The organism is Bacillus sp. 103mf, assembly GCF_900116295.1.
In the GTDB taxonomy this organism is placed as follows: domain Bacteria; phylum Bacillota; class Bacilli; order Bacillales; family Bacillaceae_G; genus Bacillus_A; species Bacillus_A bruguierae.
Genome location: NZ_FPAF01000015.1, coordinates 14,572 through 37,174, shown reverse-complemented (window position 1 = coordinate 37,174; position 22,603 = coordinate 14,572). Strand labels below are relative to the sequence as shown.

Annotated in this window: 19 protein-coding genes; 10 read left to right on the top strand and 9 right to left on the bottom strand. The window is 36.4% G+C overall.

Annotated features, from left to right (window positions below; genetic code table 11):
* The first annotated feature begins 8 nt into the window (after positions 1-8).
* The 3 genes from BM350_RS21720 to BM350_RS21710 all read left to right on the top strand — a co-directional run bounded on the left by BM350_RS21720 (position 9) and on the right by BM350_RS21710 (position 5,880).
* Positions 9-431, top strand: coding sequence for a GtrA family protein (locus BM350_RS21720; RefSeq protein ID WP_090918972.1), 423 nt, complete (start codon positions 9-11; stop codon positions 429-431).
* An 80-nt stretch (positions 432-511) separates the two neighbouring features.
* Positions 512-3,208, top strand: a complete 2,697-nt coding sequence (locus BM350_RS21715) for a YfhO family protein (RefSeq protein WP_090918974.1) — start codon at positions 512-514, stop codon at positions 3,206-3,208.
* Between the two features lie 125 nt (positions 3,209-3,333).
* Complete coding sequence (locus tag BM350_RS21710; RefSeq protein WP_090918976.1) at positions 3,334-5,880, top strand: YfhO family protein; 2,547 nt, start codon at positions 3,334-3,336, stop codon at positions 5,878-5,880.
* A 28-nt stretch (positions 5,881-5,908) separates the two neighbouring features.
* Here the strand turns inward: BM350_RS21710 and BM350_RS21705 are convergent, their stop codons facing one another.
* The 5 genes from BM350_RS21705 to BM350_RS21685 form a co-directional block, all read right to left on the bottom strand.
* Entirely contained in the window at positions 5,909-7,285 is a 1,377-nt protein-coding gene (locus tag BM350_RS21705; protein ID WP_090918978.1) for an O-antigen ligase family protein, read from the bottom strand.
* 12 nt (positions 7,286-7,297) lie between these two features.
* Entirely contained in the window at positions 7,298-8,365 is a 1,068-nt protein-coding gene (locus BM350_RS21700) for a glycosyltransferase (protein ID WP_090918980.1), read from the bottom strand.
* Entirely contained in the window at positions 8,358-9,914 is a 1,557-nt protein-coding gene (murJ, locus tag BM350_RS21695; protein WP_090918982.1) for a murein biosynthesis integral membrane protein MurJ, read from the bottom strand. Before murJ ends, BM350_RS21700 begins: the two co-directional genes overlap by 8 nt.
* 251 nt (positions 9,915-10,165) lie before the next feature.
* The gene (locus tag BM350_RS21690; protein WP_090918984.1) at positions 10,166-10,756 is read right to left on the bottom strand and encodes a biotin transporter BioY; all 591 of its coding nucleotides are present in this window, start codon (positions 10,754-10,756) and stop codon (positions 10,166-10,168) included.
* 50 nt (positions 10,757-10,806) lie between these two features.
* Entirely contained in the window at positions 10,807-11,550 is a 744-nt protein-coding gene (locus BM350_RS21685; RefSeq protein WP_090918986.1) for a DUF3298 and DUF4163 domain-containing protein, read from the bottom strand.
* Positions 11,551-11,644: 94 nt separating this feature from the next.
* Between BM350_RS21685 and BM350_RS21680 the strand changes: the two genes are divergently transcribed.
* Positions 11,645-12,022 (top strand): hotdog fold thioesterase, encoded by a 378-nt coding sequence (locus BM350_RS21680; RefSeq protein ID WP_090918988.1) that lies wholly within the window; start codon positions 11,645-11,647, stop codon positions 12,020-12,022.
* Positions 12,023-12,118: 96 nt separating this feature from the next.
* Here the strand turns inward: BM350_RS21680 and BM350_RS21675 are convergent, their stop codons facing one another.
* A complete protein-coding gene (locus tag BM350_RS21675) occupies positions 12,119-13,495 on the bottom strand; it encodes a glycine--tRNA ligase (RefSeq protein ID WP_090918990.1) in 1,377 nt (458 codons plus the stop codon).
* A gap of 527 nt (positions 13,496-14,022) precedes the next feature.
* Positions 14,023-14,706, bottom strand: a complete 684-nt coding sequence (locus BM350_RS21670) for a DNA alkylation repair protein (RefSeq protein WP_090918992.1) — start codon at positions 14,704-14,706, stop codon at positions 14,023-14,025.
* A 138-nt stretch (positions 14,707-14,844) separates the two neighbouring features.
* Here BM350_RS21670 and BM350_RS21665 point away from each other — a divergent pair, with 138 nt between their 5' ends.
* On the top strand, positions 14,845-15,333 hold the full coding sequence (locus tag BM350_RS21665) for a hypothetical protein (RefSeq protein ID WP_090918994.1): 489 nt from the start codon (positions 14,845-14,847) through the stop codon (positions 15,331-15,333).
* A 327-nt stretch (positions 15,334-15,660) separates the two neighbouring features.
* On the opposite strand, the gene BM350_RS21660 is transcribed toward BM350_RS21665, so the two are convergent.
* Positions 15,661-16,986, bottom strand: coding sequence for an ArsB/NhaD family transporter (locus BM350_RS21660; RefSeq protein WP_139207751.1), 1,326 nt, complete (start codon positions 16,984-16,986; stop codon positions 15,661-15,663).
* A 607-nt stretch (positions 16,987-17,593) separates the two neighbouring features.
* Between BM350_RS21660 and kapD the strand changes: the two genes are divergently transcribed.
* The gene (gene kapD / locus BM350_RS21650; RefSeq protein ID WP_090919000.1) at positions 17,594-18,217 is read left to right on the top strand and encodes a 3'-5' exonuclease KapD; all 624 of its coding nucleotides are present in this window, start codon (positions 17,594-17,596) and stop codon (positions 18,215-18,217) included.
* Between the two features lie 45 nt (positions 18,218-18,262).
* On the opposite strand, the gene BM350_RS21645 is transcribed toward kapD, so the two are convergent.
* Entirely contained in the window at positions 18,263-18,646 is a 384-nt protein-coding gene (locus BM350_RS21645; RefSeq protein ID WP_090919002.1) for a kinase-associated lipoprotein KapB, read from the bottom strand.
* A 127-nt stretch (positions 18,647-18,773) separates the two neighbouring features.
* On the opposite strand from BM350_RS21645, the gene BM350_RS27085 reads away from it, so the two are divergent.
* The 4 genes from BM350_RS27085 to BM350_RS21630 all read left to right on the top strand — a co-directional run bounded on the left by BM350_RS27085 (position 18,774) and on the right by BM350_RS21630 (position 22,454).
* A complete protein-coding gene (locus BM350_RS27085) occupies positions 18,774-18,944 on the top strand; it encodes a hypothetical protein (protein ID WP_170857753.1) in 171 nt (56 codons plus the stop codon).
* A 133-nt stretch (positions 18,945-19,077) separates the two neighbouring features.
* Positions 19,078-19,632, top strand: coding sequence for a superoxide dismutase family protein (locus BM350_RS21640; protein WP_090919034.1), 555 nt, complete (start codon positions 19,078-19,080; stop codon positions 19,630-19,632).
* Positions 19,633-20,427: 795 nt separating this feature from the next.
* Positions 20,428-21,102, top strand: coding sequence for a response regulator transcription factor (locus tag BM350_RS21635; protein ID WP_090919004.1), 675 nt, complete (start codon positions 20,428-20,430; stop codon positions 21,100-21,102).
* Positions 21,099-22,454: a HAMP domain-containing sensor histidine kinase gene (locus BM350_RS21630; RefSeq protein WP_090919006.1), complete on the top strand. Its 1,356-nt coding sequence runs from the start codon at positions 21,099-21,101 to the stop codon at positions 22,452-22,454. The genes BM350_RS21635 and BM350_RS21630 overlap by 4 nt, the downstream gene beginning before the upstream one ends.
* The last annotated feature ends 149 nt before the right edge of the window (positions 22,455-22,603 follow it).

The following is a 22,603-nucleotide window of genomic DNA, read 5'->3' as shown; positions in this document are numbered from 1 at the left end:
TTAAAAACGTGAATAACAGAATGAAGGAAATCTTTAACTATTTGCTTTTTGGCGGTTTAACGACGTTAGTTAATATAGTTACGTATTATGTTTGTGCAACTTTAGTTGGAATGGATTACAAAGTTGCTACGACAATCGCATGGATTATATCTGTGTTGTTTGCGTATGTTACAAATAAAAAGTACGTATTTAAAAGTCAACCAACAAGCTTTGCCCATGCGATGAAAGAATTTTTCTATTTTATGGGATTTCGCGTTTTATCGTACTTCATCGATATTTTCTCCATGATTGTATTAATCGAATGGTTAGGTATCAATGATTTAGTATCAAAAATCATCGCGAATGTTATTGTTGTAATTGTTAACTATTTTGCAAGTAAATATATAATTTTCAAAAAGAAGGTCGAAGTGAAACAAGGCCAAAATGCATAAAAAACAAATAGCTTGGCTTTATGCCGGCTATTGTTTTTTATACATATATTTTCGAACTAGGAATGATATGGGGGAGTATAATGCAACAACTGTTGGATTTATTTAAGAAAAAGAAATTTTTATATGCATTAGCTTTTTTCCTTCCGTTTTCTATTTATGGTGTAATGTTTATACTGATTGGTATTGCTCCATTTGGACAAAAATCAATTCTTATTACTGATTTGCACACACAGTATGTACAGTTTTACACATATTTATATGATGTTATGAAAAATGGAAAAAGCATTTTTTATAGTTGGGAAGGCGGAATGGGACTAAATTTTCTTGGCGTATTTGCCTACTATTTAGCAAGCCCGTTTTCTATTTTAATTCTCTTTTTTGATCGTGCTCATATTCCAGAAGCAATTATGGTTATGACATTATTGAAAGTTGGATTAGCTGGTGTGACAATGACACATTATTTAAGTCATATGATGAAGCGTCGTGAGATTACAATCGCATTATTCTCAACTTTTTATGCATTAATGTCATTTGTAACAGTCTATTCCTTCTGCGTTATGTGGTTGGATGCAATTTATTTGCTTCCGCTCATTATGCTTGGAATTGAGAAGTTGTTGACAACTAAAAAATACGGATTGTTTATTTTTAGTTTAGCTCTTACGTTTATTACAAACTTCTATATTTCTTATATGGTAGGGATCTTTACATTTATTTACTTTGTGGCGCGTTTCTGTGTCCTTTATGACGTTCGTAATGTAAAGCAATTTATGCAAAAGTTTGTATGGTTCTGCATTGGAACAGGTTTAGCAGCTGGAATGGCGGCATTTATTATACTACCGACGTATATGGACTTAAAGAGTAACTTTGCAGAACGTACGAAACTTCCATTTTCTACAGCGTTTAATTTCGACCCATTTGATTTTTATAGTCGCTTCTTTAATGGAATTACCGATACAACGGTTAATGGAATGCCAAACGTGTATGCTGGTGTATTGACACTGTTACTTGTTCCATTGTTCTTTGTAACAAAGAAAATTGCATTAAAAGAAAAAATTGTATACGGGGCAGTGATGCTCTTTATCGTTCTTTCTTTTGAAATACCATTTTTAAATATTGCTTGGCATGGCTTTGAACCGCCAACAAACTTCCCATATCGTTATTCGTTTGTATTGTCATTCTCACTGATTTATGTGGCTGTTCGAACGTTTATGGTATTCGGAGAAGAATTATTACCTGCATTGAAAAAAGTCGTTTTCTTTAACCTATTTATGATTGTTTTACTTGGAAAAGTAGCACCTTCTTATATGCAATCCAATAAAATGATGGCAAACATCTTTTTCGTTGTTGTATATGCGCTGTTACTATACGCAAAAGTTCGAGTGAAAAAGAACAAAGCATTGGTATCTTTCGCATTAGTAGCTGTAGTTGGACTAGATGCTGCACTTAACACAGTATATATGATTAAGTTAATGGGCTATGAATATGGCTACATTAATCGTCAAGAATATGCATCTCCATATCCGGGATATGAAGAAACAATTCAAAAAGTAGCTGAAAAAGACAAAGGGCTATATCGCATGGAAACAACAATGGGAAGAACTTGGAATGATGCGATGCGCTTTGGATATAAAGGACTTACTCATTTCAACTCTGTTGCAAATGGGCATTTGAATTTATATATGCAAGATTTAGGTTATGGTTATTTGGATGCATTAATTTTGCAAAACGGCAAAGGAATTGTTTCAACTGATGCCTTATTTGGTATGAAGTATATGATTTCAGATCGTCCGTTAAATAAATATGGTTTTGAAAAAGTCGATAATGTCGGCGATATTTCCGTATATGAGAATACAAATGCCCTTCCGTTTGGATATATGGTCAATAAAGATGAGTTTGATACAAAAGGAAAAGAGAAATTAAAGGTTGAAAAAACCAACTATACAAACTCATTTGAAGAGCAAAATAAACTAATTGGCAAGTTAAATGGACAACGTGTAAGCTATTATAAACCGCTTGAACCAATTTCTGTTCAATATAATAACTTGGCAGTAGCAGATGAAGAAAAAAGTAAAAAGCAACTTGCTGCTGAGAAGAAAAAAGCGGCTCTTACAAATCAAAAACCAATCCAGTTAGTCAAAGAGCAAGATGATAAGACAGCAAGTATTAAATACGTGTTTGATGTTAAAGGAAAACAACAGTTATATACAAAATTACGTGTGGAACCAACTGGTGTAACAAAGGTTTACGTAAATGGAAAAACATTAGGTAAAACAATCGGTGAGGGACCAGACAGCGACGTGTCTGATTATCCATCTTATTATTGGAACAATGGTATTCTTGATTTAGGCTATTTTGAAAATGAAAAAGTAGAAGTAGAAGTGACGGTAAAACGTCATTCCGTTGAATTAGATCAGCAGTTGTTCTATGGACTTGACATAGATACATTTGAAAAACGTGTGAATGAATTAAAACAACAACCATTGAACGTCACAAACTATACGGGTCGTAGTGTTCAAGGGAAGATTGATGTAAAGCAAGATAATCTCCTTTTCTTATCTATCCCATATGATAAAGGATGGAAAGTAAAAATTGATGGAAAAGATGGTAAAGTACTGAAATTAAATGATGCATTTCTTGGAGTAGAACTACCAAAAGGAACACATACAATTGAATTGAAGTATACATCCCCTGGATTTGTAGTAGGGGTCATCGTTTCTGTTATTAGCTTATTGGCAGCGATTGTTCTTTGTTTTATCGTGTCAAAGAAGAGGAAGTAATGTGAAAGAGAATCCTTTCTAAGCAGGGGTAACAGAACCTGTTTAGAAAGGTTTTTTTTTACAAATATTCATTAATATGAGAAAATAGCAAGTATGCAAAAAAAATAAAACAGGAGCATAAAATAATGAAACAATTAAGAGGGTTATATGGCGTACTGTTCTTTTTCATTCCGTTTGGGATATTGCTTTTAAGTTATGCTATATTTGGTATGTATCCGTTTGGGAATTATTCAGTATTAATTAGTGATTTAAGCACACAATATGTTCAATTTTATTCTTATTTACATAGCGTATTTACAGAAGGAAAGAGTTTACAATATACAATGGAGTTAGGCGGGGGACTTAACTTTATTGGAACATTTGCTTATTATTTATCAAGTCCGTTTTCTCTTCTTCTTTTCTTCTTTAATAAAGCAAACCTTCCAGAATTTATTTTTCTTATTACGCTTTTAAAAGTAGGGTTTGCAGGAGTAACATGCGGCTTGTTTTTACGTTATGTGATAGGAAAGCAGCATAAAGGGTTGTTATTATTTTCAACAGCTTATGCATTATCAGGCTTTGTTATGGCCTATTCGTTTCATGTAATGTGGCTAGATGGTATTGTATTTCTACCTGTCGTTTTAATAGGAGTTGAAAAACTTTTACGAGATAAAAAGATTATTTTCTTTACGTTTTCGTTAGCAATTATGTTTATCGCAAATTTCTACATTTCCTTTATGTTTGGGATTTTTACATTCCTTTATTTTATGATTCGACTCTTTACACAATATGAGTTTCGGGCCATAAAAACGTGGGGAAAATATTTTCTTCTTTTCTGCCTCGGAACGGGATTAGCTGCTGGCATAGGAGCGGTGATTATTCTTCCAACTCTTGAAGCGTTAAAGAGTAACCCATATAGTATCGGTTCAACGGAGTTCAAATTAGAATGGAAGCTAGATTTACTTCTTTTCTATTGGAAGTTATTATCTGGTGGGTATGATTCAAGTTTATTTGGTATTCCGAACGTATATGCATCTATATTAGTACTCGTATTATTACCTTTATACTTTGTTAATAAAGGAATTAATAAACGAGAAAAATTCTTATCTATAGCTGTATTTTTGTTCTTAATTTGTAGTTTTGCAATTCCATTTTTAAATTTAGCGTGGCATGGAAATAAGTGGCCGAATGCATATCCATATCGTTTTGCGTTTGTCTTTGTAATGTTAGCTGTTTTTATGGCAGCGAGAGTATTTCAACATATCAGTCGAAAAGATGTATTGCCGTTATGGATTGGTTATATTATCCATTTGATTTTATTGTATGCATTGTCAGTGAAACATTATGAAGTAGTTCATAGTAAGACACTGCTTATAAACGCTATCCTTATTACTTTTATCGTGGTCGTATTGCATATTCGCATGATGAAACCATCATTAACAAAAATAACGACAGGATTATTGCTTCTATGTTTAGTATGTGACATAGGGTTTAATACAAGAAAATATATTTATGGATTGCATAAAGAAATGGCTTATACAAAGCGTGATGAGTACGAATTGAACAAAGATGCGAAACAAGCTATTCAATATGTAAATGAAATCAATGCAGAGCATTATCGTGTAAGTACTAAATATTATCGAACGCTAAATGATTCATTACAATATAATTATCCTTCTTTCCAAACATTTAACTCGATGGCAAACGGATCATTTCATCGCTTTTTAAAGCTAACGGGCTATTCAACGTCTCCAGACTTTTTAGTAGCCAATAACCATGGTGACACGTTGCTCATGGATGCGATTTTAAAAATTGGATATAAAATTGAAGAAGGCATCGTACCGAAATATGGACATGAAAAAATAAATCAATTTGGCTTTGCTAATGTATTTAAGAATAACAATATGATTCCATTTGGTTATCCAATCGAACATATACCTTCTAAAAAAGAAGAAAATCCTTTTGTTTTCCAGGAAAAATTGATTAATATAAAAAAAGGAACGCTGTTTAAAAAGCTAGAAGATCCAAAAATTTCATTGGAAAATATGGCTGCTATTTCAGGACAAGAAGGAAAATATGAACGAGTTAATAAGGAAAACCCGGGATATATTACGATTCAAGTAAATATACCAAAAGAGGTTCAATTATACGGATTAGCTACAGGGATTGAAAATTGGAAAGAAATTATGGTGAATGAAAAGTATCCATCTTATTTACCGCCAGATATTGAAAAAACTTTAATTGATTTTGGGTATTTCCCAAAAAATGGGATTACAACGATGAAGATCAAGGTTGAAAATGAAGATATCTTTTCGTTAAAAGGATTACAGTTCTATGGATTAGACATAGACAAATTTAATGAGACAATAAAAGCATTACAAAAAAGCAGTATGAAGGTTACTGAAAACCAAGGAAAAATGGTTAAAGGAAAAATTGCATTAAAGAATGATGCTACATTTGTATTCCCGATTCCTTATGATGCCGGTTGGTCAGTTACAATCGACGGGAAAGAGCAGCCTACAACAGCGGTCATGGATGGGTTGTTAGGAGTGAAGGCGGAAGCTGGTAATCATGAAGTTATGCTTACTTACTATTCTCCAGGATTAAAACTTGGTATGATGATTTCTGGTGTAAGCATCATCCTTACTATATTATTTACTTTTGTACAGGTAAGAAGGTTACGACAAAAATAGAATAAGAAAGAAAAAAGCTACTGAATTCTCAGTAGCTTTTTTTCGTGGCATGCTGTATATACCCGGCTGTTAAAAAGAAATACATCATAAATGAAGCATTTTCTAATATGTTATAAAATGCGCTGCCAATAATCGCTCCAACTATTAAATATAAAGTAAGAGGAGCAAATGGTGCTTTTCGTCTATATTTCCAAAGAAGAGAAAGGAATCCAAAGGTAAATCCCGCACATAAGAGCACGCCAATGATACCTGTTTCAGCGAGTATTTGAATGTATTGATTGTCAGAATAAAAATTCCATGTAATCCCATAATGCTTATAAATAGGTGATGAAAAAGTTTGCGTAGCAGCATCCCCGAATGTCCCTAATCCATAGCCAGTAATCGGTTTATCTTGAAAGATTTCAACTGCTTTTTTTACATAGTAAATGCGCCCGTCTTGTTTACTAAGTTCAACTGTGTCTTCTGACAATGCTTCTGTAAATCGTTTTACGCCTACTTGATCTCCTTCTAAGTAGTTTGTCATTTTTGAGATGCATGTTGCACATAGGAATGACAAAAGGGAGATGACTAGCAATGCTCTCCAGATTGGCATCTTTCGGTGGATACATAGATAGACAAGTCCAAAGACGATAACTGTTAGAAAGGCACCTCGTGAATACGTGAGCCATAGTGTTGTGGCAATAAGCATGAGCCCTGTATATGTGACATATTTCATTTTCCCTGATACGTGTTGAAGAACGTATAGTGAAATGAGAAAAGCTAACGTCAAATATAATGCCAATTCATTTGGACCGCCGGCCATTCCGTATATCCGAATTTTATTTGTCGGAGCAAGCACAAGATCTTTCCAAGCCTCTGGCAATAACATGGTGCGCAATGATAGTTTTTCAATTAAACCTTGTACAGACATAATGACAGAAGCAATAAAGGTAATCTTCGCAAAAAATACGATATCATCATGCTGAACAGTGATACGAGAAACAATATAGTATACAAAATAAAATAGAAGCAGCGTGTGTAATTGCATAGCAATTGCAATAAATGAAACGCCGTTTAATAGACCAATTCCAGCGCCAAACAAGCAGAAAAGAAAATATAATATTTCAAAGTAACGGAATGAAAAAAGCTGTGGAATATTATTTCGATATTGCAATAATAGACGCACTAAGAGTGCAATGATGATAAATAGACCGATAAACTTTAGCCCAGGATTAAAAGCAACGAGAAAAGGGCGCATCGGAATAAATAGTAATAAATAAGCAATACCGAGCTTTTCATCCCGAAAAGCAGCACATGCTAGTCCGAAAGAAATGAAAAGCCCGGTATAAATTGATGGAAACAGTAATCCCAATAGAATGAAGAAGATACTTGCCCATATATAGTAGAATCGAGTTGAATGTGTCATATATATTCTCCTTTAACATGATGATGGTATGCGATAAAGTGTTGTAACTTCGTTCACCATTTTTGAGAAAGTAAAGTGTTGTAGGTAATGTTCGCGTCCGCATTCTGCTAAGGAATGATATAACTTTTCATCTTGTAATAATTGTGCTAAGGAAGCAGCTAAAGCTTCTTCCGATCCGTACGGTATTAATAGCCCTGACTGATTATGAACAATTACTTCTGGCAAGCCGCCGACATTTGTTGCAATCACAGGTTTTTTCATAGCAATTGCTTCAATAGCGACATAGGATAATCCTTCATTTTCTGATGGGATCACAATAATATCATGTTCTGTGTACTCTTTTATAACATCATCTTGAAATCCTTTTAATGATACATGCTCACCTAGTGATAATTCTTGAATCATAGTTGTTAACTCTGTTTTTAATGGCCCTTCACCGATAATATCGCAATGCCACTCTAAAGATGGGTGCAGAGCTTTTAGTTTTTGCAAGCTTGTTAATAAGAACGGTTGTCCTTTTTCTTTGCTTAGCCTCCCGATAACAGCAATTTTTTTCGGCCCACGCTGAGAAAGAGGGACATCTGTATATGGATCTGAAACGCCGTTATAAATAACATGTATTTTTTTTTCTGGTACACCCTTTTGACATAGTTGCTGCTTCATAAATTGAGAGATGCAAATGATTGCATCATTATAGCGAGTAAAAAAGGAATTGCTACACTTTAGGTGAAATGGCATCAGCACATTTACGTGATATGTCCAAATGACCCGAACAGGAGCACCTAATAGTTTGGCTAAAATCGCAATATAGTTTTCACGTAAAAATTGTGCATGAACAATATCAATTTTTTCCTTTTTTATAATCTTCTTTAATTGTATGGCAGCTTGTATATCAAAAGGATGACGCATGTTAATGCGGTACATTGGTACGTTTAGTTGTTCAAACTTTTTTAAGAAAGGACCAGGGATAGAGTATACAAGGATACAGTGCTCTGGACCAATAGATTCCATTAAATCTAGAACGTATTTTTCTGATCCTCCATCCCCGATATAATTTAAAAGGTACATAATTTTATTCATTTATATCCTTCCTTTTACCTAAAAATAGCGATAGCAATTGTTGTAGCTCCTTTATCTTTAATGTGTAAGTGACGAGTAAGTAAACGATGGCACCAATTGCTATTGCTAATAAGATAAGCAACTTTGTATCATGTAAGAAATGAAGCAGCAGTTTGGAAGTATACAAACTTACAAAAGATGCAACAATACATTTGAATAAAAAGCCACCGTAGCGCAAGTTCACCTGTTCTTTCTCTTTCATGAATTTTTGTAGCATCCATAATAGCATAAGTACAGTGCTCGCTGATGCTATTGAAGTGGAAAGAGCTGCACCAGCTAAACCAATCTGGTTAACAAGTATAATACATAATATAACATTTATAATCATAGAAATAATCGATGCATACATAATGTATCGATTCAGCTTCAAAGAAAAAAGCAAGCGATCAAGTAAGTCTTTTAATGGCTGCATGAGGGCAGCTAACGCATAAAATTGCAACGCGGTTGCTGTCATCATAATAGAATCTTTCCCAAATGCACCATAGTTATAAATAACTTTGACAATTTCCTCTGTAAAAAAGGTGAAATAAATAAAGACAGGAATAAATAAATATAACAGCACCTTTATATTTGTTTCCATTAATTTTGCAAAGTCTTTCCAGTTTGACTGATTTACGTACTCAACAAATTTAGGATACATAACTGTTAAGACAGGAGCAGCAATTAACCCAAGCGGAATAAAGTATAGCTTTTGGGAATAATTAAGAGCCGCAATAGATCCTTCCTTTAATCCAGAGACTAGTGTACGATCTACAAGTAGATTAATTTGAACAGATGTACTTGTAATAAAAGCAGGAATGCTCAAAGAAATCATTGTTTTTAAAGAAGGATCTTTCCAATCGATTATAAATTGATAGCGATATCCTTCCCTCTTAGAAGCGAAATAGACGAGTGTATTTTGTACGACGTTTCCGACAATAACACCGAGTGCAAGTGCATAAATTCCAATCCATTTTACAAGCAAGACGAAAATAATAAGTGTAATCCCGTTTAATATAACCCATTGCATACTCGTAATACGAAATTTATGTAAACTGTTCAAATAAGCATTAAAAATATCAATCATGAATGTACAAAATACAGTCGGAAAAATAATTTGTAATAGGTAAGCCGATAATAAAGCTGTTTGCTCAGGGAGCCCGTGCGCAAATATTGAAATGAAGAAGCGGGGCTGCAATTCAATGAGCAAAAGCGGAATGAAAAAAATAAGTAGAACAATGTTTAAAAAATTATTCATAAATCGATATGCTTTAACCGGATCTTTTCCCTTTAATTCCATAAAGATAGGAATAAAAGAAAAGGCGAAAGCTCCTGTAATACCAGTGAAAACAATAGTAGGTATATTTAAAGCGACAACGTATGCATCAACAGCATAGTTTGTACCGAAATAAGCTCCAAGTGTTACTTCTTTTGCAAATCCAAGTAGTTTTCCTAAAGCTGTCCCAAGGGTGAAAAATAGTGTTACAATGAGAAATCTTTTTGTCTTGTCTTGAGAGGCTTCTCTACTCATTTCTAATCAAATCCTTACTTTAATTTAATTCTTTTTCAAGCATAATTTATTTGTATGTAAAAATCAAATATATATAGAAAATGTTTCCCATAAAAAAGAGGATATCATCCAATAGGAGAATATCCTCTTTAGCTCGTAATAAAAGACAATAACGATTCCCGTCTTTTATAGAAAAACAATAGTATAAAATAATGTGTTCAATTTATCACGCTATTCGTGGGCAATAAGCATCTGCTGATGGATATTTCACTTTATGATGCCAAGCGGCTATTTTGATACGCAGAACGGCGAACAGCATAGTATATACGAGGTGCAATGATTGCGCCAATCACTGTAAAGATAATATCTTTTACTGCAAACCACATCATAACTTTCCAAGCAGCTACATAGCTAATATGACCGTTCATCCAGCTATTGATAGCTAAGTACATATAAGTTGTTCCAATGACATAGATAAGAATGATTCCGACAGTAGAAGCTGCAATGAATGTACCGAATTTTGGTTTTTTCACTTGCTCAACGATTTTACCTGTTATATAAGCAACAAGAATGAAAGCAATAATAAATCCACCAGTTGGACTTAATAGTTGACTAAATCCAGTTTTAAAGCCGGCGAATACAGGTGCTCCAGCAATTCCAACTAATGTATAAACAATCATAGATAAGGCCCCAAGGCGGCTTCCAAGAAGAAGACCAGCTAAAATAGCAAAGAATGGCTGCATAGAAAGCGGAACACCTGCAATTTGTAGAAATGGTGCCCAAGATGTAATATTGGCACCGATCGCCATAAGTGCGACAAACATCGCGGCTAAAGCTAAGTCTAATACACGAAGTTTATTCATAATGTCAACCCCTTGTCGTTGTTTGGTTAACATTATAGTACTGAATCTGTTTAGGTATTGTCAATTAAAATATTTTGATACTTCGGCTCTAACACTTCACGAAGTAGCGTATAAGGAATACGGAATTGTGGAATGCCACTGACGTATGGTGCAATTTCGTATAACGGGAAATAAATCACCAAATTTTCTTGTTCTAAAACGTATTTGAGTTTTTTTTCATTCATTACTTTCTCGGCAGCATCTGGAAAGAAATTCTCCTTATTTTGCTCGATTTGTCTAACGATTTCGGTCTTAATGATGTTTTCATATTGACTATTTTTTTGAAATAAATCTGCTAAGCGAAGCGGTTTGTTCTGCTGAACATCAAACGTATTTGCTTTCCATTCATACATGCCGTGAGCACCGCCTGTATATTGATAATAGTTTACATATAGACTGAGTAATGGAAATGCATTGAATGGAACTTTGTAGTCAACATTCGCAACATATGGATGAAACGGAGCATCGGTTTCTTTTGATTGTTCATAATATGTTTTTGCATCTTTTTCTAATTTCTTTTTGAACCTATTTATGCTTTTCTCATAATACGTATTTAATTTCTTTTGAAATTGTCCATCCGAAATGTTATGAAATTGTGGATAATTGAGTTGATATTCCAAATAAGGTTTTTTACCTTTTTGTGTTGCAGTATGAACTTCAATTGTAATGTTAGATGCTTGGGCTGCTATTGTTTCTTTTGGTACAATAGCAGTAGAGAGGAAAAAAAGTAACATGATATATAATAGTTTCTTCATATAATATACCTCCATGTATTATAGATTTACTAATAGTTTGAAAAGAAATAGATTTTATTATGCATTTTTTGGTAATTTGAAAGGGGACAACCAGATGTCTAAAACATTAATGGAAGCATTAGGTATTGAATTATTAGAAATGACAGAGGAAAAGGTTGTGGCGACGATGCCAGTGCATGGAAGTACGCATCAACCATTTGGTTTTTTACACGGAGGAGCATCTGTTGCTTTAGCAGAAACAGTTGCTAGTGTCGGTACATATAATTTAATTGATCAAGATAAATATATTTGTTTTGGTCTTGAAATTAATGCAAATCACTTGCAGTCTAAACGAGACGGCATAGTCACTGCGATTGGAACACCGCTTCATAAAGGGAAGACGACTATGGTTTGGGACATTCGAATTATTGATGAAGAAAATAATTTAATTTGTATTTCAAGATGTACAGTTGCGGTAAAAGAAAAAAGATAAAAACGATTCATATTGAGAAGAGATGGACTATTTCTACTTCCGCTGATATATCGATGAGCACGTAAAAAAGGACTGCTTTAAGCAGTCCTTTTTTCATTAGAATTGAATTTTCTTCTCTAAGAAGTCTTTTAGTTCAGTAATTGGCATACGTACTTGTTCCATTGTGTCACGGTCACGGACTGTAACTGCTTTGTCTTCAACAGAGTCGAAGTCATAAGTGATACAGAATGGTGTACCGATTTCGTCTTGGCGGCGGTAACGTTTACCGATAGAGCCTGTTTCGTCGAAGTCTACCATAAAGTCTTTCGCAAGCTCTGCGAACACTTCCCCAGCACCTTCAGATAACTTTTTAGAAAGCGGCAGGATAGCTGCTTTAAACGGTGCTAATGCTGGGTGGAAACGAAGAACTGTACGAGAATCGTTCTCTAATTGTTCTTCTTCATATGCATCGCATAAGAATGCTAATGTTACGCGATCTGCGCCAAGAGATGGCTCGATGCAGTATGGTACGTAACGTTCATTCGTTTGTGGGTCTACATAATTAAAGTCTTCAGTAGAATGTTCCATATGACGGTTTAAGTCAAAGTCAGTACGAGACGCGATGCCCCATAGTTCGCCCCAGCCAAATGGGAATTTAAATTCAATATCAGTTGTTGCATTACTGTAGTGAGATAATTCTTCTTCACCATGGTCACGAAGACGCATGCTTCCTTCATTCATACCAAGTGAAAGAAGCCAGTTTTTACAAGTGTTGCGCCAGAACGTGAACCACTCTAAATCGTCGCCAGGTTTGCAGAAGAATTCAAGTTCCATTTGTTCGAATTCACGCGTACGGAACGTAAAATTACCAGGCGTAATTTCGTTACGGAAGCTTTTACCGATTTGGCCGATACCAAATGGAAGCTTTTTACGCATAGAGCGCTGTACGTTTTTGAAGTTTACGAAAATACCTTGTGCTGTTTCAGGACGAAGGAAAATTTCGTTTGTACTAGATTCTGTCACGCCTTGGAACGTTTTGAACATTAAGTTGAATTGACGAATTTCAGTGAAGTCTTCGCTGCCGCAATCTGGGCATTTTACTTCGTGTTCTTTCATTAATCCAGCCATTTGATCGAAAGTAAGACCATCAACGATCATTTCGATACCTTTTGCTTCTAGTGCATCTTCAATTAATTTATCAGCACGGTGGCGCGCCTTACATTTTTTACAGTCGATCATTGGATCATTGAAGTTTCCAACGTGTCCAGATGCTATCCAAGTTTTTGGATTCATTAAAATTGCTGCATCTAAACCTACGTTATACGGAGACTCTTGAATGAATTTTTTCCACCAAGCTTTTTTTACGTTGTTTTTTAATTCGATACCAAGTGGACCGTAGTCCCAAGTATTTGCAAGACCGCCGTAAATTTCAGAACCAGGGAAAACAAAACCACGATGCTTTGCTAAGTTTACGATTTGCTCCATTGAAGCCATTTCCAATTCCTCCTTAAAAGATAACGTATTGGCGATGAAAGGTGGTGTAGTACTTGGAGAAGCGATTAGATGAGCGAGCCGCTGCCGCTTTTCAATAGATCCAGCTCCAGCGGCTAGAATATTCGGTGGCTTCGCGCCTTCCTGCGAGGTAAAGAGCACCTCTGCGTCAGGAGCTCCATCCCCCTCATATTCTGAGCGAGCCGCTTTCGCTTTTCAATAAAAAAAACGCTCATCCCAAGGCTTATTTGCCTAGGGACGAGCGTTTGCCCGCGGTTCCACCCTAGTTGACACACAACTGTGTATGTCCACTTTATACTGTATTGCTCGGGACTGCCTGTTTCCTTGCAGTTTCAGGCTTGCACCATCCCTGAATCGCTTCTTTTTTGCAAGTACTTATTTATCCTTCATCGCTACCATATTTAAAAAATAGATGACCATATTCTATCATGTTCTTTTCTAATTCACAATAGAGATACGTGTGTTTTGCTTAGTCCATGCAGTGTCTGTTATGTAGTATAGCCCAAAACTTATTGTACAAATACAGTTTTAATATGTTTAATTGCTTCACGCTTACTAAGCGGTGCGAGGTCATGCGTTTGTACGAATTCCCAAACAGCTTGAGGATTTGTTTTTGCGTATTCACGAAGTACCCAGCCGATTGCTTTCTGGATGAAAAATTCTTTAGAGTGACTGAGCTGTTCGATTAACGAGAAGAGAAGTTTCGTATCTGTTTTTTCTTTATACTTGAGTTGAAATAAAAGGCATGTTCTTTGCAGCCACATATTGTGAGATGCCATCCATTTTTGCACATACACTTCGACTAAGTGTGGATGCGCTGCTAAGATAAGGCCGATAAAATGGCTTGCGAGCATATCTACAGAATCCCACCATGATTTTGTTGTAATGAGCTCTTCTAAAAGTGGGATATGCGTTTCATCTAAGTGCTTTCGATATTTATCTAGTAGAGTTAAAGCGAGCATTTGAAATTCTCGTTCTGGCAGTGCCCAAAGTTCGCGGATAATAACGGGAAGGTCTGCTACTTTCGGTGCTTCAGCGCTTTGCAGTACTTCACGGAACAATTGCTTTCGCTCTGGTGTTTGAATGCCGAGAAAGGGAAAGTGTTTTTTCATATAACGTTCCATTGGTTCTGCTTTTTCACGGTTTCGATGTGCTTCAAAGTGTTTTTGTAAGCTTTCAGTGAAAGGGTGCATATTTTCACTCCTTATTCGTTTTTTTATTTAAGTGTACCGCTTTTTGGTAAAGATAAAAATTTTTTTATCCACTTCTTAATACTTTTCGTGACGAATATATAGAAAAAGAATGGAACTAAGACAGAAGGGGGTATTAGGATGGAGAGTCAAATTGTAATAGACGGTGTACCGAATGATGGGATTATAGCCTGGTTTTTAGCGTTAGGACTTATTTTTGTTATTATCTTTTTAGTTTGGGCTCTGGTGGCGTATTTGTTAACGGCATTTGCTTTGTATCATATGGCAAAAGCAGATGGATTGGAAGATGCTTTCTTTGCATTTATTCCATTTTTAAATTGTAAAACATGGGGAGATTTAATTGGAAAGAAATTTCCGCAATTTATGCAGCCGCAATCAGGTTGGAAGTTAGTTGGTGTATATGTTGCTTGCTTTATTATCGGATGGATTCCGTTTTTAAATGTTGTATCGTCAATTCTGTTGTTTGTATTGGGAATTTATGTTATTTATTTATTGTTTGAAAGATACACAACAAATGCAGTACTATATACAGTTCTACACGTTATTACATGTTCTATTTTCCTTCCAATCCATTTATTTGTGATTCGAAATAATGAACCGAGATATTGAGAGAATGAAAAAACGGAAGGGGATTCCTTCCGTTTTTTTTTATTTATAAATCCATTTTGATTTTTCGGCAGATACGTCGCTGCCATGCAAAACAAAAAGTGATCTTCACTCATTTTCTCTCTTTGTTTTAACGACGCATGGGGCAGGATAAGGATCTGACCGCTTCTATGCATGGCCAGAAGCTCTTGTCCACTTAAAAAGAAAGGGTTCATGTTGGTTTTTAATTTGCATTTATCCCGCTACTTTAGGGCAGTAAGACCCCGATTGGTTCAACTAACCATCAGTGGGGGATGAAGAAAACCCCCACTGATGGAAGTTTCACTTTATTTACATTAAGTAACGTAAATAAATATAAATGTTCGAAATGATTAATGAAACAATTGTAATTGGGAAGCCGACTTTTAAGAATTCCATATAGCTAAAGCCATGCCCTTCGCGGTTTGCGATACCTGCAACAATTACGTTTGCAGATGCCCCGATTAATGTTCCGTTTCCTCCTAAACAAGCACCAAGTGCTAATGCCCACCAAAGTACATCAACTTGTGCATCAGCTGGTGTTAAGCCAAGTCCGACTGTCATATCGTTAATAAGTGGAATCATTGTTGCAACGAATGGGATGTTGTCAATCGTTGCAGAAGCGATACCTGATACCCATAAAATAAGTACAGAAGCGAAGGAAATGTCACCGCCAGTTACATTTAATACTTGCTGTGCTAACGACTTAATTAAACCGATATCAATCAGGCCGCCAACAAGGACGAATAAACCAGCAAAGAAGAAAATAGTAACCCATTCTACATGCGCAAATACATCTTCAATTTCATGTTCTTTCACGCCGATTAACATTAATACAGTTGCTCCTGTTAAGGCGATAACTGCTGCATCAATGTGAAAAATAGAGTGTGTCATAAAGCCGACGATTGTAAGGCCAAGTACCGTTAATGATTTTTTCATGAGCACTGGATCTTTAATATATTGCTTTTCATTTAAACTCATTAGTTTTTTTATTTGAATCGGGTCAGCTACCAATTGTTTCCTGTATGTGAAGTACAACATAACCGCTGTTACAGCGATAATAATGATTACAATTGGAGCTAAGTTCACTAAAAAGGCATTAAAATCTAAATGCTTATTTGATGAGCCAATCATAATGTTTGGCGGGTCACCGATAAGTGTAGCTGTTCCACCGATATTTGAAAAAATAATTTCTGATAGTAAATACGGAACAGGATTAACTTGTAAAATACGTGTGATAGATAGTGTAACTGGTACAACGAGAAGAACAGTTGTCACGTTGTCTAAAAAAGCAGAACCAACTGCAGTTAGTAAGGAAAGAATAATTAAAATGCGAATTGGATTTCCTTTTGCTTTTTTAGCGGATTTAATCGCAACGTACTGAAAGACTCCCGACTTACTTGTAATGTTAACTAAAATCATCATACCAATAAGTAAGGTAATCGTTCCCCATTCAATATGCTTTGTAAAAGCGTTATGTAAATCAACAACGCCTACAATGACCATTAAGGCTGCACCGAGCAGCGCGATGACAGCACGATTAATTTTTTCAGAAATGATAATGGCATATGTAACTAAAAAGACAACAATTGCAAAATAGTATTGCCAGTTTGCAATTTCTTGTGTTGTTTCGTGCAAAAATCTCATCTCCTCTCAGTAGTTTTTTCTTAGTATTTGATACAATTGCGAAATAAACACAATTAAAGTCATTATAAAGTAGAAAAATGTATGCTGTAAATGAAAGCCCCAGTTTTGTCATATTTTCTGCAAAAATGAATTAAGCTATTTTCTTGTTTTTGCAAATATTTGCTGCTATTTGACATATATATAAGATACATCTCATGGAATGTATGAAGAGAAATTTTCATTTGGGTTACGTCGTTACATTAAAATTCGTAAGTTGAAAAGTGTTCGTCGTTATTTGTTATAGTATACTGGATGAATATGGAAGAGTTTATCCGGCTACTTGCGGGCAGTAAGACCCCCACCTCAAGATTTGGAGAGAAAAGTTGTCCAGCTCTAGCGGCTAGAATCTCCGGTCGTTTCGCCCCCTTGGACGAGGCAAAAAGCGCTTCTTTGTCAGGGGCGTGGGCGTCCTGCGATTCTGAACGAGCCGCTTCCGCTTTTTTAAAGAAGATAGGTGGGGGATAAGTGCCCGTTAATACCCGATTGAGCGGGCTAACCATCAGTGGGGGATGAAGGAGATCCCACTGATGGAAGTTTCACTTTATAAGGAAGGGATCGTATGGATGAACAACAACTTTTATTTTTAGATTTTGAGTTCACGATGCCTCAAAATCGCAAAAAACCAAAAGGGTTTTTTCCGGAAATTATTGAAGTCGGAATTGTCTCGGTTGTGAATCATGTTGTAGTTGATACGTATTCTTCTTATGTAAAACCAGCAACTTTTTCGGTATTAACAGAACGGTGCAAAACATTTTTAGGAATTCAGCAAGAAGCGGTGGACAATGGAATTTCATTTGCGATGCTTGTTGAACGACTAGCAAGCTATGAAAAACGTTGCAATACAACGGTTGTGACGTGGGGAAATATGGATATGAAAGTGCTGAAGAATAATTGCAAAGTAGCTAATATTCCTTATCCATTTGCAGGACAATGTCGTGACTTATCATTAGAGTATAAGCGTTTTTTTGGAGAGCGCAACCAAACTGGATTATGGAAAGCAATTGAGGCATACGGAAAGGTCGGGACAGGTAAGCATCACTGTGCGTTAGACGATGCGATGACGACATATAATATTTTTAAACTTGTTGAGAAAGATAAGCAATACTTAGTAAAACCAGCTCCTCCGACACTTGGTGAGCTTGTAGACTTTTCAAAAGTATTAAAAAGAGTGAGTGCACAATAACGACCAAATTACAATTTTAATTGTAATTTGGTCGTTTTGTTGTTTTTACAATTGATAATCATGCTTTAACTGCTCTAGCATTTGTAAGCTGCGCTGCGCGAATGGCGTGTCGTCTTCTTGTAATTGCCTTATTTGCTCTGTTAATGCTTTTTGCAGTGATTCCTTATAATCTGGCACATCGCCTTCATAGCGTTTCACCATTGGTTGCGGGATATTCGTTTGTTCGCGAAATGCTAAGGCGCGGCGTTCATGGAAAAAAGGTACATCAGCTTGTTTTACATTATGCAGGTCGCCTTGCATAGGATGTTTTACAACAGCGAGCACTTTTACAAGATAATGCTGCGGACGAACGTTTGTGACTTCCCCAATGTATTTACCTGTTTTATAAATACCTGTTACAACATCGCCAATTTGGAATGTTTCATTCATATTTTTCACCCCTTTTTCATAGTAAGCAATGGAAGAGAATGAGTCAAAGAAGAAAGGAAGTTTTATTTAGACTGAAATTTCTGTATAATCAATTGTAGCAAGGAAATGAACAAAGGAGTGAACAGTTATGATGCCTTTATACTTTCCGGAAGATAAGACAGAATATATTATACCTGCCATTGTATGTGTACTATTTATAATCGGAGCAATTGCTACGTGGCGTATGTTTATTAAATCATCAGAAAGAGAAGCGGAAAATTTGAAAGAGATGGAAAAACGGATTATGGAAAAACGGTAAACATTAGCTAGACGAACCTGGCGATTAGAGACGTCTTTTCTTCGAGAATTGTCGGCTTTCGTGCAGGAGTTTTTGTATGTTTCCTTCTAGGCTCGGACAATATAAAAACAGAATGAGTTTGGAGGGAACATGGATGAAAAAGCAACTCGTATTGGGATGTTTTGCAGCTATCCTCTTTGCTGGATGTGCGAAAGAGAACCCGAAAGAAATAGAAGTGAAGCTGTATAATGCTTCTGGAGATCAAGTAGGAACGGCGAAGGTTGCCCAGCAATCAAGCGGAGTAAAGATTTCGATTAAAGCAGAGGGGCTTACACCTGGTGTACACGGAGTACATATTCATGAAGTAGGGCAATGTCAAGCACCGGACTTTATTTCTGCTGGGGATCATTTTAATCCAAATAAAAAGAAGCATGGGTTATTACATCCAAAAGGATTTGAAAATGGAGATTTGCCGAATGTGATTGCGGATGGCGAAGGGAAGATTAAGGTAGATATTACGGCACCGCAAGTGGCTTTAAAAGAAGGCAAAACAACAATGAATAGAAAAGACGGTGCATCGCTTATCATTACGGAAAATGCAGACGATGGGATGACACAGCCAGCAGGAAATTCTGGGAAACGTATTGTATGCGGTGTGATTGTGAAAAAGGCTTCGGATCTAAAAAAAGAGAAGGAAAAAGGGAAATAAAGAAAACCGTACGTTGTAAAGGCTGCCAGGAAGGTCTCGGCGGCCTTTGTATATTTCGATATTAAAATCACCGATACAAGTTATTGGATGCGGGCACAAAGTGATTCAACAAAATTCGGTCCTTCGTGTAAGGTAACTCATATTCGTGTGCGACATCTGTTAAAGCACGGACAATTTCACGAAGATAAGTAGCCGTCGAAGAACGAACATGAAAGCTTTACTTTATGATTTTATCCCGCTATTCGTGGGCAGTAAGACCCCCACCTCAAGATTGAGAGAGAATCGTTGTCCAGCTCCAGTGGCTAGAATGTTCGGTGGCTTCGCTTCTTCCTAAGAGGTAAAAAACACCTCTACGTCAGAAGCTCCATCACCCTCACATTCTGAACGAGTCACTTTCGCTTTTCTAAAGAAGATAGGTGGGGGATAACTGCCCGTAAAAGCCCGATTGGGCGGGCTAACCATCAGTGGGGGATGAAAAAACCCCCACTGATGGAAGTTTCACTTTATCACCTGAAAATATTTGTTGTACTACTTGATACCCTAGTTTGTATTTATATAACCTATTAATATACAATATTACCATTTTATCCTGGAATTTATGAGCAGTAAGACCCTCACTTCAAGATTCAGAGAGAAACGCTGTCTAGTTCCAGTGGCTAGAATGTTCGGTGGCTTCGCTTCTTCCTAAGAGGTAAAAAACACCTCTACGTCAGAAATGTTATCCCCCTCACATTCTAAGCGAGCCGCTTCCGCTTTTCTAAAGAAGATAGGTGGGGGATTCAGAAAGGGGATTACATGAAAAGGAAGCTTCTATATATTGAAGACAATAAGGAAATTGGTGCTTGGGTATGTGAAGATTTATTCGAACGGGGCTATCAGGTAACTTGGATTACCACAGGCGAAGGTGCTATTGAACATATGACGGAAATCGATCTAGTAATCCTTGATATTATGCTTCCGGGATTGGATGGTTTTTCAGTTGGACAGCGGTTGAAAAAGGAATTTCCAAAGACCCCTATTTTAATGCTATCTGCCAGATCATCGATTGATGATAAATTGCAAGGGCTGCAGTTTGCGGATGATTATATGACAAAGCCTTTTCATCCCGATGAACTCGGGGCACGGGTGGAAGTGCTTCTTAGACGGTTTGACAAGATATGCTCCCCACTCATTGTACTATCACATCTCCGCATTTATTTGAATGAGAACCGCATTGTGGATTCCAGATCGAATAATGATATCATACTTACGGCTAAGCAGTTTCAAATTTTCACCTATTTACTCCGTCATCCAAACCAAATCTTAACAAAAGAACAAATTTATGAGGCCGTATGGGAAAATCCATATATCGAAGGAGATAAAACCTTAATGGTACATATCCGCCATTTACGTGAAAAAGTAGAGCAGGAGCCAAGTAAGCCACAAATAATTGAAACAATTCGCGGTATTGGATATAGGGTGAAACAATGAAATTCCGACATTCGCTGTTAGCTAGATATTTGTTGATTATTACAACTGCGCTCGTTTTATGGCCGTTTGTTTTACCTCTTTATTATTTACCGAAATATACACTAGACAAGGATATGCAACAAAAGGTCAAGTATATAGATACAAAAAAGTTGGAACAAATGTGGAATGATGAGGCGGACAAGTTGGACGGGGCACCACCAAATCAAGTGGACAAACAAATCTATTCGTTAAAAGAACGATATTCAATGGCGACAATGTTCTGGGTTGACGCCGCAGGCAAAACACAGCTCAAGCTTCCCCAAAAAAAGAGTATACCTGACCAATGGACGTTTCAGGAAAGCACTAAGTTTATGAAGAAAAATGTTGATAATGATATGTTCACAATTATTGCTTTTATTGGCGGTGACCAGAGCCAAGGCTTTATGGTTTTTCAAGTCCCTCTTTTCGTTACACAGCCACCTAGTGCATCCGTCATCGATGATAAGTTTTTGTTAGTATATTTTGTACTTGTCTTTGCAATTTTTCTAATTGCATCTTGGGTATTTTTCTCGAAAATTCGCAGGCGTCTCGTTCAACTACAAACCGCAATGGCCGAAGTCGATGAGGACGGCATTCCTCAGAAAATTCTCGTTCGTAAAAAGGACGAAATTGCACAACTAGGGTCGGCATTCAATCATATGATTGACGAGTTGAAGAGCAGTAGGAAATGTGAACTGGAGGAGGAAGCTCTTCGTAAACAATTGATTGCTAATATATCACACGATTTACGGACACCGCTCACTACCATCCGTGGACATGCTTATTCATTGCAAAAGGAAACCTTATCTCCTAAAGGGAAGGCATCGCTTCATTTGATTGAAAGAAAAGTAGATGCTCTTAGCCAATTGCTCGAAAACCTTCTTTCTTACACGTTATTATCGGCGGGGAAATATACTTTGCAACAGAAGGAGACAGATATGATCCGATTAACTCGGACTTCCGTTGCAGGGTGGTTTCCTATATTTGAAAAGGAAGGATTTGAAGTGGAGGTTCATTTGGCAGAAAAAGCTTTAATGTGGAATGTTGACCCGCACTGGTTTACCCGTATATTAGATAATCTATTCCAAAACGTTGTTAGACACGCAAAAGCTGGACGGTATGTTGGTGTAAGCTTGGAAGAGTTAGATGGAAGGACTGCTATTGTTGTTGAAGACAAAGGCCCTGGAATGGATAGCATCTCCAGTGAAAAAGGAGCAGGAATTGGTTTATCCATTGTTTCATTGATGCTCCAAGAAATGAATCTTGAATGGAAAATAACAAGTTCGATGAACGGAACTTGTATTTATCTATATGAAAAAATTGAAATGTGGTAATCTGACAAAAGTTAAACGAAATTTAAACTAGACCCCACCGTTATTTTAATCTTCACTGATTAGAATGATGGTGGGGTTAAATTTATGAAACATAAGTAAGTGCTAATACCCCATTCGATTCGTTTCGTAGGTATGTAAAATAGTAAAGA

Excerpts from the sequence above, each read along its gene's own strand:
- BM350_RS21715 (WP_090918974.1), top strand. The coding sequence starts at position 512 with ATGCAACAACTGTTGGATTTATTTAAGAAAAAGAAATTTTTATATGCA.
- BM350_RS21710 (WP_090918976.1), top strand. The coding sequence starts at position 3,334 with ATGAAACAATTAAGAGGGTTATATGGCGTACTGTTCTTTTTCATTCCG.
- BM350_RS21705 (WP_090918978.1), bottom strand. The coding sequence starts at position 7,285 with ATGACACATTCAACTCGATTCTACTATATATGGGCAAGTATCTTCTTC.
- BM350_RS21700 (WP_090918980.1), bottom strand. The coding sequence starts at position 8,365 with ATGAATAAAATTATGTACCTTTTAAATTATATCGGGGATGGAGGATCA.
- murJ (WP_090918982.1), bottom strand. The coding sequence starts at position 9,914 with ATGAGTAGAGAAGCCTCTCAAGACAAGACAAAAAGATTTCTCATTGTA.
- BM350_RS21690 (WP_090918984.1), bottom strand. The coding sequence starts at position 10,756 with ATGAATAAACTTCGTGTATTAGACTTAGCTTTAGCCGCGATGTTTGTC.
- BM350_RS21685 (WP_090918986.1), bottom strand. The coding sequence starts at position 11,550 with ATGAAGAAACTATTATATATCATGTTACTTTTTTTCCTCTCTACTGCT.
- BM350_RS21680 (WP_090918988.1), top strand. The coding sequence starts at position 11,645 with ATGTCTAAAACATTAATGGAAGCATTAGGTATTGAATTATTAGAAATG.
- BM350_RS21675 (WP_090918990.1), bottom strand. The coding sequence starts at position 13,495 with ATGGCTTCAATGGAGCAAATCGTAAACTTAGCAAAGCATCGTGGTTTT.
- BM350_RS21670 (WP_090918992.1), bottom strand. The coding sequence starts at position 14,706 with ATGCACCCTTTCACTGAAAGCTTACAAAAACACTTTGAAGCACATCGA.
- BM350_RS21665 (WP_090918994.1), top strand. The coding sequence starts at position 14,845 with ATGGAGAGTCAAATTGTAATAGACGGTGTACCGAATGATGGGATTATA.
- kapD (WP_090919000.1), top strand. The coding sequence starts at position 17,594 with ATGGATGAACAACAACTTTTATTTTTAGATTTTGAGTTCACGATGCCT.
- BM350_RS21645 (WP_090919002.1), bottom strand. The coding sequence starts at position 18,646 with ATGAATGAAACATTCCAAATTGGCGATGTTGTAACAGGTATTTATAAA.
- BM350_RS27085 (WP_170857753.1), top strand. The coding sequence starts at position 18,774 with ATGATGCCTTTATACTTTCCGGAAGATAAGACAGAATATATTATACCT.
- BM350_RS21640 (WP_090919034.1), top strand. The coding sequence starts at position 19,078 with ATGAAAAAGCAACTCGTATTGGGATGTTTTGCAGCTATCCTCTTTGCT.
- BM350_RS21635 (WP_090919004.1), top strand. The coding sequence starts at position 20,428 with ATGAAAAGGAAGCTTCTATATATTGAAGACAATAAGGAAATTGGTGCT.
- BM350_RS21630 (WP_090919006.1), top strand. The coding sequence starts at position 21,099 with ATGAAATTCCGACATTCGCTGTTAGCTAGATATTTGTTGATTATTACA.